The following is a 12,502-nucleotide window of genomic DNA, read 5'->3' on the forward strand; positions in this document are numbered from 1 at the left end:
AACGCCTACGCACAAATTGTGAAGCATGAGAGGCAAAGCCTCAGGCTTCCGCAAAGTCAAGGGCTCTCGCCTTGACTCGCCCACATTCCCGGTGTCTCTCCCCTCCCCAAATTTCAACCGGAGGACAGCGCCATGACGGATGGGCCGCGTACAGGGTCTCATACCGCTTTTCTCTTTCCCGGCCAGGGCAGTCAGGCCGTGGGCATGGGCAAGGCGCTTGCGGATAATTTCGCCGCTGCCAAGGCGGTCTTCGACGAAGTGGACGCGGCACTCAACGAGAGCCTGAGCCGGGTGATCTGGGAGGGGCCCCAGGACGTGCTGACCCTCACCGCCAACGCCCAGCCGGCGCTCATGGCGGTCTCCCTCGCCACCCTGCGGGTGCTGGAAACCGAGGCGGGCCTAGACCTTTCCCGCGACGCCGCGTTCGTGGCCGGCCATTCGCTGGGCGAGTATTCCGCCCTGGCGGCGGCGGGGGCCCTCACCATCACCGAGGCGGCCCGCCTGCTGCGCATCCGCGGCCGTGCCATGCAGGAGGCGGTTCCGGTCGGCGAGGGCGCCATGGCGGCGCTGCTCGGCCTCGACTACGACCAGGCGGTCGCGGTGGCCGCCGAGGCCGCCGGCGACGATGTCTGCGAGGCCGCCAACGACAATGCCCCCGGCCAGGTGGTGGTCTCCGGCACCCGGGCCGCCGTGGAGCGCGCCATCCTCATCGCCAAGGAGAAGGGGGCGATGAAGGCGGTGCTGCTGCCCGTGTCCGCCCCCTTCCATTGCCGCCTCATGGGCCCGGCCGCCGAGGCCATGGAGGTGGCGCTCTCCGGCTCCACCGTGATGACGCCGCGGGTGCCGGTGGTGGCCAATGTCCGCGCTTCCCCGGTGACCGACCCGGCGGAGATCGTGCGCCTGCTGGTGGAGCAGGTGACGGGCACCGTGCGCTGGCGCGAGAGCATCATCTACATGGCCGGCGCGGGGGTGAACCGGGTGGTCGAGGTGGGGGCCGGCAAGGTGCTGTGCGGCCTCGTGAAGCGCATCGACAAGTCGGTCGCCGCCAGCGCCGTGGGCACGCCGGAGGATGTGGCCGCCTATATCGCGGCCCGCGACGCCGCCGCCTCGGCGGCCTGAGCGGCGGCACCGCCCCGGAGCCGCATTTTCCCGCTTGGCGGGCGCCCCTTGCTTGCGGGGCGGCGGCGGAAGCGGGCAAAAGGGCCGGATCGGCGCGCCCCGCACGCCCTGCGGCGCGCGCTCCGCTCAGCCTTCCCGCGCCAGCGGAAGGGGATGGCAGCGGGCTCGACGGTATCGCATACCCATCACCGGCCCCTGGGGCCAGACCAATCACGAGAGGACTGGGGCTTTCATGTTCGACCTAACCGGCAAGACCGCGCTCGTCACCGGCGCCACCGGCGGCATCGGCGGCGCCATCGCCAAGGCGCTGCACGCCCAGGGCGCCACCGTCGCCGTCTCGGGCACCCGGCGCGAGGCGCTCGACACGCTCGCGACCGAACTCGGGGGCACCCGGGTGATCGTGCTGCCCTGCAATCTCGGCGACAAGGACGAGGTGGAGAAGCTGGTGCCCGCCGCCGAGGAGGCGCTGGGCGGGCATGTGGACATCCTCGTCAACAATGCCGGCATCACCCGCGACAACATTTTCATGCGTCTGTCCGACGAGGCGTGGGACCAGGTGATCGCGGTGAACCTCACCGCCGCCTTCCGCCTGTCGCGCGCGGCGGTGCGCACCATGATGCGCCGCCGCTCGGGCCGCATCATCTCCATCACCTCCATCGTCGGCGTCACCGGCAATGCCGGCCAGGGCAACTATGCCGCCGCCAAGGCCGGCATGATCGGCATGTCCAAGTCGCTGGCGCAGGAAGTGGCCTCCCGCGGGGTCACGGTGAACTGCATCGCCCCCGGCTTCATCGCCACGCCCATGACCGACGCGCTCAACGAGAAGCAGCGCGAGGGCATCCTGAAGGCGGTGCCCGCGGCCAAGCTCGGCACGCCGGAGGACATTGCCGCCGCCTGCGTCTATCTCGCCTCCGACGAGGCCGGCTACGTCACCGGCCAGACGCTGCACGTCAATGGCGGCATGGCCATGATCTGACCGGCGCGGCCGGTCCTCGTCTCCCTTCTGGATCGCCCGGCGCGGCTGCCTCGCGCCGGGCGATTGCGTTCGGGCATCCGAACACGGGACGCAGGTTCTGATCGCCCGTATCGGCGAGGCGGCCCCTCTCCCGCCTGTGGGGGACGGGGAAAGCGGTGCAGGCCTGCGACCTTCCGAAGCAAAGGCGGAGAAGGGAGTCCCTCTGCCTTCCCGCGGGCGGTGGAGGGGGAACGGTGCAAATCCAGAACCGGACACGACCGCCTTCCAGCGCCACTTTTCCCCCCGGCGCTCTGCCCTTAATCTGCGCGTGTTTCAGCCCGGCCGCCGAATTATTCCGGCGGCGCCCATGTTTTGCATATTGGAGAAGCCGCCATGGCGCGCGCCCTGACCGCCTATCTTTTTCGCGCCGACGTTCCAGCACGCGCGGCCCTGCAGACGGCCCTCGACGGCCTGAAGCTGAAGCTGGTGCTCGATGACGGCTACCTGCCCCTCGTGTCGTCCGGCTACCTGCCCTGCACCCTCGACGGGGAGGATGCGGGCTTCACCATCCGCTTCCGCGAGGCCGACACCGACCTCTCCAAGTTCCCCGCCCTTGCCGCAGCGATCGCCGGGCGGGATGTGGCGGTGGACGTCAAATGGAGCGGCGACGTGCGCGAGCAGGTGAGCGCCATGGGCGTGTGCGCCGCCCTCGCCGGCAGCTTCGGCGCCCTCGTGCACGACCCTGAAAAGGATGAGCTCCGTGATTCGGGCAAGCTCCTCGGCAGGGCAAAAGCGGGCCTCGAAGAGCTCTGAACCGGGACGCGGGCCAAGAAAAAGGGGCGCCCGCAAGGGCGCCCCCGGTCCATGACGTGCGACGCCGCCCGGCGCCGCGATCTCACTTCGCGGCGGGAGCCGCGGCCGGCGCGGGCGCCGGGGTCGCCGGGGCGGGCGCCGCCGGCTTCTCGATCTTGGCGTCGGCCCGCAGCTTGGTGACCATGTCGGCCTGGGCCTTGCGCACCAGGTACTGCTCCACCTGGTCCTGCACCTGCTCGTAGGTGGGAACCGGCTTCTGGCGCTTGTCCTCGAGCTTGATGACGTGCCAGCCGAACTGGCTCTTCACCGGGTCGGAGACCTGGCCCTTCTCCAGCTTGAAGGCCGCATCGGCGAATTCCGGCACCATCTGCTCCTTAGTGAAGTAGCCGAGGTCGCCGCCGTCCTCGGCGCTGTCCTTGGAATTCTCCTTGGCGAGCTTGGCGAAGTCCTCGCCAGCCCGCGCCTTCTTGGCGATTTCCTTGGCCTTGGCCTCGTCTTCCACGAGAATATGGCGGGCGTGCACTTCCTGCTCGGCCGGGGCAGACTTGACGAACTCGTCGTAGGTCTTGCGCTTCATCTCGTCGGTGACCGCCTTCTTGGCCTCCTGGTTCATCATGGTTTCCATGAGCGCCTTGGTGCGCAGGTAGGAGAGGCGCTGCTGGAAGGCCGGCGTCTGGTCCAGCTTCTGGGCCTCGGCGGCCTTGGCGATCAGGGTCATATCGGTGAGGAAGGAGAGGATATACTCATCCCGCTGCGGTCCCTGGAGCTGGGGCGGCAGGCCCGCGCCGATATCCTCAACGGCGATGGCCACTTCGCTGGCGCGGATGGGCGTTCCGTTCACGGTGGCGACCACCGGATCAGAGGCCGCGGCCGCCGGCGCCGCGGCAGGAGGCGTCGCCGGAGCGGCACCCTGCGCAAGCGCGGCCCCGACCGACGCGACGGAGACGGATGCGGCGAGCGCGGCGGCAAAAAGAGGGGTTAAGGCGGAACGCATCATGGGTCCGGTTTCCTCGGATTTCTTCGGTCGACCCGAAGCGGGGCGCAACCTTGCGCAGGTCTCCTCCCCTGACAAGAGGGCATTGTTGGGGCATGCGGCCGGAAGAATGTGCAACGACAAATCGTGACCGAGGGCTTTCGTTCCAACACGGGAGCCTGTATAAGGCGCGCCTTCAATCGGGAATGCCGGCAGACAGGCGAGCCCCGCGCGAACCCCCGCAGCGGCGCACCCATGCGCGCCGTAGCGGGACCGATCAAGGTTCGCCGATCACAAGTCTGCAAGGCGTGACCCGCACGCATCGTCGTCAGGAGTTTGGACAATGGCTGTCCCCAAGAGAAAGACCTCGCCGTCCCGCCGGGGCATGCGCCGCTCGGCTGACGCGCTGAAGCAGCCCACCTATGTGGAAGACAAGGATTCGGGCGAGCTGCGCCGTCCGCACCACCTCGACCTCAAGACCGGCATGTACCGCGGTCGCCAGATCCTGAAGCCGAAGGCCGAAGCCTGAGGTTGAGGATCGGCCCGAGCGCGCAAGGCGGCCCTTGCCGCCGCGCCATCAGGGCCTCGGCGAGAGGGTGATGCCGGCGCCGGATGCGCCGGCTGCGGGTGGCGCATGGTATCGCGGTGCGACCAAGCCCCTCATCCAGACAGGGAATAGAGTCTCCGCTCTCATCCCTGCCCTGCGGGCCCAGGCCCCCCTGCCCGCGCTCCGCCTTCCAACTGTTCGAACCGCCTGCGCCATCGAGGCGTCACGGGGAGCCGTGACTTTCGCCGCCTGATGTGTCACCCATCGCGCGGCGCCGCGGCGGTCAGGCGAGCGATTCGTGCAACCGCGGCCAATCGGCCCGAGGAGCACCCATGCTGACGCCCATTCCGCTGCTGATCGTTCCCCTCGCGATCTTCAACATCGTCGTCTTCCTGATGCCCGGCACGGACTGGTACACCCATCTGGCATCGATCGGCATGATGTCCGGCGCGCAGTGGACCATCAACTGGGGCGAGGCCTTCGTCGCGCTCAGCCTGTTTTTCCTGTTCTTCGAGATCGTGAAGGCGACGCGGATCACCTCCCGCTCGATCATCGATCACATGTTGTCCATGCTCGTATTTGTGGCCGGCATGGCGGAATTCCTCCTGGTGCCCCAGGCGGGCAATTCCGTGTTCGCGCTGCTTTTGTGCGTGATGCTGCTCGACGTGGTGGCCGGCTTCTCCGTGTCGGTGCGCGTGGCCCAGCGTGACTTCGCCATCGAGCCCCGCGAGTAGAAAGCCACCGGTGCGTTCAACCGGACGCACGCGGCGCCGGCTCTCGCATGCCGCGCCTACATGAGTTCTCCTCACGACCTGAGCCCGGCACCGACGAATCCGTCCGCCGGGCCTGCGCGCGCCTGCCCCCTGCACCACGTCCAACCATAGACGGAGCCAGGCGCGGACGCGCCCGCAGGCGGAGGGCTCGCGCGAGAATGGATGCGGCCGGAGGCTGCCGGCAGATTCTGACGGCGAGGCAGCGGAATACCAGGGGAACGCCGGGCAGCGGCGACGTCGAACCGCGCCGCCGCTGCCGGCCGTGATCAGCCCTGGTCGGTGCCGGTTTTGGGTTCGGCCTTAGGTTCGGCCTTGGGCTCAGCCTTGAATTCGGCCTTAGGCTCGCTCTTCGGCACGACGAGCTGTTCCAGCTTTGCCTGCATGTCCGCCATCTGCTTCTTGAGCGCATCGAGTTCGTCGGTGCGCGGCTCGGGAACGGCCGGCGTGGAGGAAGCTGGAGGCGCGATGGCCGGTGCCGTGCCGGCGGCCGGCTCCTCGCCCTTCGGGAAGGGCAGGAAAATATGGAAGGCCCGCTCGAACATTTCCATGTTGCGGCGCACATGCTCGTCGAGCCCAGGAAAGCCAACCCCCGTGAGCGATCCGACCCCCGTGAGCGACTTCGTCACGTGCTCGCGAAACTTTCCCTGGTCCTTGGTAAAGCTGTCGATGGACGCTTCGAGATATCGCGGCACAAGCATCTGCATGCTGTCACCGTAAAACCTGATGATCTGGCGCAGGAAAGCGATGGGCAACAGATTTTGCCCCTTGTTCTCTTGCTCGAAGATGATCTGGGTCAGAACAGAATGAGTAATGTCCTCACCGTTCTTGGCATCATACACTACGAAATCCTCGCCTTCCTTCACCATGTTGGCGAGGTCTTCGAGGGTCACGTAGGTGCTGGTCCCCGTATTGTAGAGACGGCGGTTGGCGTATTTCTTGATGGTGACTGGCTCTTGCGACTTTGCCATCGTCCGGTCATCCGTTTTCCTTGGGCGGAGCGGCAGGTTAAGGCGTTTCCAAGGACAGAGCTACCACTTTGTGTGCGACGCGCCTGCCCATTTCGCAGTGCGTCCGCACGAGGCGCGCGGGCGGCGCCGACGAAGGTTCTATCCCATCCCATCCGCGCGGCTCTTGCCATGAGGTGGGTCATTGACACATGGTCCACGCCAGCCACGATAGGGGTTGAAGAAGCCGCGCTTCCACGCCCTGCGCACACTTTTGAACGAGGCGTGAAGCCACCCGCCCGAGCTTCCCAGGAGAGACCCCCATGAAGGAAGACGTCGTCATCGTCAGCGCTGCGCGCACCCCCGTCGGGTCGTTCAACGGCGCACTTTCGGCCCTGCCCGCCCACGAGCTTGGCGCCATCGCCATCAAGGCGGCGCTGGAGCGCGCGGGCCTGCCCGGCGCTTCCGTCAGCGAAGTGATTCTCGGCCAGGTGCTGACCGCGGCACAGGGCCAGAACCCGGCGCGGCAGGCCTCCATCAAGGCCGGCGTGCCCATCGAGAGCCCGGCCTGGGAAGTGAACATGGTGTGTGGCTCCGGCCTGCGCACGGTGGCCCTCGGCGCCCAGGCCATCGCCAACGGCGACAGCGAGATCGTGGTGGCCGGCGGCCAGGAATCCATGAGCCAGTCCACCCATGCGGCGCATCTGCGCAACGGGCAGCGCATGGGCGACCTCGCCTTCACCGACACCATGATCAAGGACGGCCTGTGGGACGCCTTCAACGGCTACCACATGGGCAACACCGCCGAGAACGTGGCGCGCCAGTACCAGATCACCCGCCAGGAGCAGGACGAGTTCGCCGTCGCATCCCAGAACAAGGCGGAAGCGGCCCAGAAGGCCGGCAAGTTCAAGGACGAGATCGTCCCCGTCACCATCTCCACCCGCAAGGGCGACGTGGTGGTGGACCAGGACGAGTACATCCGCCACGGCGCCACGGTCGAGGCGATGGCCAAGCTGAAGCCGGCCTTCGCCAAGGACGGCACGGTCACCGCCGGCAACGCCTCCGGCATCAATGACGGCGCTGCCGCCGTGGTGCTCATGAGCGCCGCCAAGGCCAAGGCCGAAGGCAAGACCCCGCTCGCCCGCATCGTCTCCTGGGCCCAGGCCGGCGTAGATCCCGCGGTCATGGGCACGGGTCCCATTCCGGCCTCGCGCCTCGCCCTCGAGAAGGCCGGCTGGAGCGCGTCGGACCTCGATCTCGTGGAGGCCAACGAGGCCTTTGCGGCCCAGGCCATCGCGGTCAACAAGGACCTCGGCTGGGACCTCGGCAAGGTGAACGTGAACGGCGGCGCCATCGCCATCGGCCACCCCATCGGCGCCTCGGGCGCCCGCATTCTGGTGACGTTGCTGCACGAGATGCAGAAGCGCGACGCGAAGAAGGGCCTCGCCACCCTGTGCATCGGCGGCGGCATGGGCATCGCCATGTGCATCGCCCGCGACTGAGCGTCCGTCCGGACAGAGGCTGAAGCGCGCGCAATGCACAACTGACGCGCGCACACCGCCCGGGCCGCGACCTTCCATCGCGGCCCGCCGTTGCCCAACATAAACATTGAGTTGGTAAACACCACCCGGGTGTGGCTCGACCCGCTCCGGGAACAGGTGAGGTGTCTTCAGGTCGAGCCAATAGTCGTAAGGAGGGAACCATGGGACGCGTCGCATTGGTCACGGGCGGCACGCGTGGGATAGGTGAGGCCATCTCGGTGGCGCTGAAGGCCGCCGGCTACACGGTCGCTGCCAGCTTCGCGGGCAACGAGGAGGCAGCCAAGGCGTTTTCCGAGAAGACCGGCATTCACACCTACAAGTGGGACGTCTCGGACTTCGAGGCCTGCAAGGCCGGCATTGCCAAGGTCGAGGCCGATCTCGGCCCGGTGGAAGTGCTGGTGAACAACGCCGGCATCACCCGCGACGGCCAGCTCCACAAGATGTCGCTGGAGCAGTGGAGCGCGGTGATCAACACCAACCTCAACTCCGCCTTCAACATGACCCGCAACGTGATCGAGGGCATGCGCGACCGCAAGTTCGGCCGCATCGTCTGCATCTCGTCCATCAACGGGCAGAAGGGCCAGTTCGGCCAGACCAATTATTCCGCCGCCAAGGCCGGCGAGATCGGCTTCGTCAAGGCCCTGGCGCAGGAAAGCGCGCGCCTCGGCATCACGGTGAACGCCATCGCCCCCGGCTATATCGGCACGGAAATGGTGAAAGCTGTGCCGGCCGAGGCGCTGGCGAAGATCGTGGCGACCATCCCCGTCGGCCGCCTCGGCGAGCCGGAGGATATCGCCCGCTGCGTGGTCTTCCTCGTCTCCGACGACGCCGGCTTCATCACTGGCGCGACCATGACCGTCAACGGCGCCCAGTACATCACCTGAGCCTGCCGCCGGCCCGCCCCTGCCCCGCCCCCTTCCGCCATGCCCCGGCTCGTCCGGGGCATGTGCTTTTTGAGGGGATGCCGCCTGCGGCGGCGGCGGTGGAGACCTACACAACCAGTGTTTCCAGCAGCGCCCGCACGGCGTCGGGGATCGGCACCGGCTTCTGGGTCGCCCGGTCCACATAGACGTGGACGAAATGGCCCTGCGCCGCTGCGCGCGGATCCTCGCCCTGGAACAGGGCGATCTCATAGCGCACCGAGGAGGAGCCGAGCTTCGTCACCCGCATGCCGGCCCTGACCGGGGCCGGGTAGGTGAGGCTGCGGAAATAGGTGCAGCGCGTCTCCACCACGAGGCCGATGACCGGGCTGGTCTGCGGGTCGAGCGCGCCGGCAGAAACCAGCTGCTCGTTCACCACGGTGTCGAAATAGGAGTAATAGACCACGTTGTTCACGTGGCCGTAGACGTCCACGTCGGCCCAGCGCGTGGTGATGGGCAGCACGTGGGAAAAGCCCTCGATCAGCACCGGCGCCTCGCGCCCGCCGCTCCCCTGCGCCTGTCCGCTCATCCCGTTTCCCCGTTTGCAGGCCGCCGGCACGGCGGCCCTTCCCCTGTTTAAAGCCGGACGCGCCCGCCTCGAAAGCCGAATCGGCGCCCCTCTCAGTCTTCGCGGACACCGCCCGGCGGCAGCGGCACCTCGCGCGCGCCGAGCGCGTCGGCGAGCCGCATCTGCGCCGAGCCGGGTCGCAGGGGCTTCTGCTGGCTCTCGTGCGGCGCCCAGCCGGAGAGGAAGACGATCTCGAAGGTCGCGCGTACCCGCCCGTCGGCATCGGCGAACCGTTCTGCATAGACCTCTGCTGCGCGCAGGAGCGTGGCGCGGCGCATCGGCACCCGCCGACGCTCCAGGAGCGCGTTGGTGCCACCCATGCGGCGCAGGTCCGAGAACAGGGAGAAGGGCGAGCCATAGCGCACCACCACCCGGTCCACGTCGGTGACCGGAAGGGTGAAGCCGGCACGCTGGAGCAGGGCGCCGAGATCCCGCACGTCGGCGAACGGCGCGACGCGCGGGGAGAGGCCTCCGGTGGTCTCGCTCTCGGCGACGGCGAAGGCCTGCCGCAGTTCGGTGAGGCTGCTCCCGCCCAGCAGGGCGGCGAGGAAGAGCCCATCGGGCTTGAGCGCACGCCGCACCTGCGCAAGGACGCCCGGCAGGTCGTTCACCGTCTGCAGGGACAAGGCGGAAACAACGAGATCGAGCGCGCCATCGGCGAACGGCAGCGCCTCCTCGTCGGCCACCACGGCCGGCGGCGCCGCCCCCTGGCCCGGAGCCGCGCGGAACAGGCGCCCGACGGCGGCGTGGCCGGCGAGCGCGCGGGCGAGCGCATCGGTCGGCGTGCCGAGGTCCACGGCCGTCTCGAATCGCCGCTTCACCGCCGCCAAGCGGTCGGCCACATCCTCGGCCGCCCGCTCCAGCAGGAAGGGCTCGGGGCCCAGGCGCGCGGCCCGCGCCAGGCGCCGGCGCAGGAGGGGACGATCGAAGACGAGGGGAGCGGCGTCGGTCATGGAGCGCATATAGGGCCTCGCACCACCGGATGCACGCGCGCGCCGGCCGCGTTCGCAGCGGGCACCTTGCACGCGGCATTAAAGCTGCCTTTCGCCGGGGCGCCATTGATCGCCGGGCGAGGGCTCGCTACAGGCGGAGGACAAACGCCAAGAAAGCCCCGCCGGATGCCGGCGGGACGCGGGAGAACGCCATGCCGCCCGAGCCCCTCTCCGACCGGGACATCCTCCTCGGCCTGTTCGATGCCGCGCTCGCCGCCGCGCTGCCGGAGGGCAAGTTCAGGGACCGCCTGCCCGCCCCGCCGAAAGGCCGGACGATCGTCATCGGGGCCGGCAAGGCCTCGGCGCGCATGGCCCGCGCCTTCGAGGAGGAATGGGGCCGCCCCTGCGAGGGCCTCATCGTCACCCGCTACGGCCATGGCTGCGAGACCCGCCACATCGAGATCGTGGAGGCCGCCCACCCCGTGCCCGACCAGGCGGGGCTCGACGCGGCGCGGCGCATCCTGGAGCTGGCGCGTGGCGCCGGGCCCGACGACCTCGTGGTGTGCCTCATGTCGGGCGGCGCCTCGGCCCTGCTCACCTTGCCGGCGGAGGGGCTGTCGCTGGCCGACAAGCAGGCGCTCAACGCCGCCCTGCTGAAGTCCGGCGCGCCCATCGGCGTCATGAACCGCGTGCGCAAGTCCGTGTCCGCCATCAAGGGCGGGCGCCTCGCCGCCGCCATCGCCCCGGCGCGGGCGGTGACCTATCTCATCTCCGACGTGCCGGGGGACGATCCCGCGGCCATCGGCTCCGGCCCCACCATCCCGGAGGCCTCGGACCCGGAGGCGGTGCTCGCCTTGATGCGCACCTGGGGCATCGAGGTCACCGCAAAGCTCGAGGGCGTCATCCGCGCCAACACCGTCTCGGGTGATGCCATCGCTGGGCAGGAGGTGCACATGATCGCCACGCCCCTCATGGCGCTGAAGGCGGCGGAGGCGAAGGCCCGCGATTTCGGCCTCACCCCCCTCATCCTCGGCGACGCCATCGAGGGGGAAGCGCGGGAGGCGGCCATCGTGTTCGCCGGCATCGCCAACTCGGTCGCCTCGCACGGGCTCCCCGCGGCGGCGCCCTGCGTTCTTCTGTCCGGCGGCGAGACCACGGTGACGGTGCGCGGCAAGGGGCGCGGCGGGCGCAGCGTGGAGTTCCTGCTGGCGCTCGCCGTGGCGCTGAAGGGACGGCCCGGCGTCTGCGCCGTCTCCTGCGACACGGACGGGGTGGACGGGACCGAGGACAATGCCGGCGCCTGGTTCGATTCGGGCCTGCTGGAAGCGGCGGCGGGGCTCGGGCTGAAGCCGGAGGACTTCCTCGCCAACAATGACGGCTACAGCTTCTTCGCCGCCCTCGACCGCCTGGTCATCACCGGGCCCACTTTGACCAACGTCAATGATTTCCGAGCCATACTGGTACGGTAGTGGACCGGACGGAATCCATTGCGGCGGACGCGTGGCCGAGGCCTCCTGCTGCGGCGCAGCGGCGCTGCGTGCAGCGCATACCGCAATTTTTTCTTTAAATATCAACTGACTGAATGGAGGCGCCCGGATTTTGGGCAGACTCCTGCCGTATTCGTTAAGGTCAGCCCCATTGACCTTTGCTGCATTGCACCTAATTTCCATCGCGGAGGAACCGGGGGGCTTTCCAAGACGCCAGTCTGGAGACCACCAATGACCGAACAGGTCGCACCGGGGATCATCCGCAAGCTGTGGACCGGGGAGACCGGATTATTCCGGGACCACCTCCTGAGGCTCGATACGGAGAGCCGCCGGTTCAGATTCGGCTCTGCGGTATCTGCCGAATTCATCGAGCGCTATGCGTCGCGGGTGTTCCGCACCGGCGCCATCGTGCACGGCTGCTTCGTCGACGGGGAACTGCGCGCCGCCGCCGAGCTCTATCCCATGGGCGATGTCCTGCCCGGGGAAGCGGAAGCCGCCTTCAGCGTGGAGCATGAGTTCCAGAACCATGGGCTCGGCACGCTGCTTCTGGAGCGTGTGATCCTGACCGCGCGCAATCGCGGCATCCGCACGCTCTGCATGAACTGCCTCGCCCACAATCGGCGCATGCAGCAGATTGCGCGCAAATTCGACGCCGAGCTCAGCTTCGACACCGACGAGGTGGTGGCCGAGCTCACCGCCCCCTTCCCCACCGCGCTCTCGCTGGCGCAGGAGGCGGCGGCTGATGCCCAGGGCGTGGCGGGAGCCGTGCTGCAGGCCCAGCGCCTCGCCACCGGCCGCCTGTTCGACTGGTTCATGCCGGGACAGCCCATTTCGGAAGTGGAGCTCGAGGCCCACTGATCTTTTCCCGTCTGCCCCGGACGCACGGAAGGCGGCACCGCAAGGTGCCGCCTTTTTCTTTGCCGCGCCGCC

13 protein-coding genes are annotated in these 12,502 nt (G+C 68.5%); 9 read left to right on the forward strand and 4 right to left on the reverse strand.

What is annotated here, in order from left to right; genetic code table 11:
• The first annotated feature begins 132 nt into the window (after positions 1 to 132).
• The 3 genes from fabD to EZH22_RS26635 all read left to right on the forward strand — a co-directional run bounded on the left by fabD (position 133) and on the right by EZH22_RS26635 (position 2,887).
• Positions 133 to 1,119 (forward strand): ACP S-malonyltransferase, encoded by a 987-nt coding sequence (gene fabD, locus EZH22_RS26625; RefSeq protein WP_203193377.1) that lies wholly within the window; start codon positions 133 to 135, stop codon positions 1,117 to 1,119.
• 232 nt (positions 1,120 to 1,351) lie between these two features.
• Positions 1,352 to 2,095, forward strand: a complete 744-nt coding sequence (gene fabG, locus EZH22_RS26630) for a 3-oxoacyl-[acyl-carrier-protein] reductase (protein WP_203193378.1) — start codon at positions 1,352 to 1,354, stop codon at positions 2,093 to 2,095.
• Between the two features lie 372 nt (positions 2,096 to 2,467).
• Positions 2,468 to 2,887 (forward strand): hypothetical protein, encoded by a 420-nt coding sequence (locus EZH22_RS26635; RefSeq protein WP_203193379.1) that lies wholly within the window; start codon positions 2,468 to 2,470, stop codon positions 2,885 to 2,887.
• Positions 2,888 to 2,969: 82 nt separating this feature from the next.
• On the opposite strand, the gene EZH22_RS26640 is transcribed toward EZH22_RS26635, so the two are convergent.
• Positions 2,970 to 3,884 (reverse strand): peptidylprolyl isomerase, encoded by a 915-nt coding sequence (locus EZH22_RS26640; protein WP_231711165.1) that lies wholly within the window; start codon positions 3,882 to 3,884, stop codon positions 2,970 to 2,972.
• 319 nt (positions 3,885 to 4,203) lie between these two features.
• Here EZH22_RS26640 and rpmF point away from each other — a divergent pair, with 319 nt between their 5' ends.
• Positions 4,204 to 4,389: a 50S ribosomal protein L32 gene (rpmF, locus tag EZH22_RS26645; RefSeq protein WP_012115088.1), complete on the forward strand. Its 186-nt coding sequence runs from the start codon at positions 4,204 to 4,206 to the stop codon at positions 4,387 to 4,389.
• A gap of 350 nt (positions 4,390 to 4,739) precedes the next feature.
• Complete coding sequence (locus tag EZH22_RS26650) at positions 4,740 to 5,141, forward strand: hypothetical protein (RefSeq protein WP_203193380.1); 402 nt, start codon at positions 4,740 to 4,742, stop codon at positions 5,139 to 5,141.
• 305 nt (positions 5,142 to 5,446) lie between these two features.
• Here EZH22_RS26650 and phaR read toward each other — a convergent pair whose 3' ends face one another.
• Positions 5,447 to 6,148, reverse strand: a complete 702-nt coding sequence (phaR, locus tag EZH22_RS26655) for a polyhydroxyalkanoate synthesis repressor PhaR (protein WP_203193381.1) — start codon at positions 6,146 to 6,148, stop codon at positions 5,447 to 5,449.
• A gap of 299 nt (positions 6,149 to 6,447) precedes the next feature.
• On the opposite strand from phaR, the gene EZH22_RS26660 reads away from it, so the two are divergent.
• Together EZH22_RS26660 and phbB are read left to right on the forward strand one after the other, a co-directional pair.
• Complete coding sequence (locus EZH22_RS26660; RefSeq protein ID WP_203193382.1) at positions 6,448 to 7,626, forward strand: acetyl-CoA C-acetyltransferase; 1,179 nt, start codon at positions 6,448 to 6,450, stop codon at positions 7,624 to 7,626.
• Between the two features lie 200 nt (positions 7,627 to 7,826).
• Positions 7,827 to 8,549, forward strand: coding sequence for an acetoacetyl-CoA reductase (phbB, locus tag EZH22_RS26665; protein ID WP_203193383.1), 723 nt, complete (start codon positions 7,827 to 7,829; stop codon positions 8,547 to 8,549).
• Between the two features lie 106 nt (positions 8,550 to 8,655).
• Here the strand turns inward: phbB and EZH22_RS26670 are convergent, their stop codons facing one another.
• A complete protein-coding gene (locus EZH22_RS26670; protein ID WP_231711166.1) occupies positions 8,656 to 9,114 on the reverse strand; it encodes an acyl-CoA thioesterase in 459 nt (152 codons plus the stop codon).
• A gap of 92 nt (positions 9,115 to 9,206) precedes the next feature.
• Positions 9,207 to 10,106, reverse strand: a complete 900-nt coding sequence (locus tag EZH22_RS26675) for a methyltransferase domain-containing protein (RefSeq protein WP_203196785.1) — start codon at positions 10,104 to 10,106, stop codon at positions 9,207 to 9,209.
• A 191-nt stretch (positions 10,107 to 10,297) separates the two neighbouring features.
• Between EZH22_RS26675 and EZH22_RS26680 the strand changes: the two genes are divergently transcribed.
• Entirely contained in the window at positions 10,298 to 11,554 is a 1,257-nt protein-coding gene (locus tag EZH22_RS26680; RefSeq protein ID WP_203193384.1) for a glycerate kinase type-2 family protein, read from the forward strand.
• A 249-nt stretch (positions 11,555 to 11,803) separates the two neighbouring features.
• Entirely contained in the window at positions 11,804 to 12,430 is a 627-nt protein-coding gene (locus EZH22_RS26685) for a GNAT family N-acetyltransferase (RefSeq protein WP_203193385.1), read from the forward strand.
• Positions 12,431 to 12,502: the final 72 nt, after the last annotated feature.

This window comes from Xanthobacter dioxanivorans (assembly GCF_016807805.1).
Classification (GTDB): Bacteria; Pseudomonadota; Alphaproteobacteria; order Rhizobiales; family Xanthobacteraceae; genus Xanthobacter; species Xanthobacter dioxanivorans.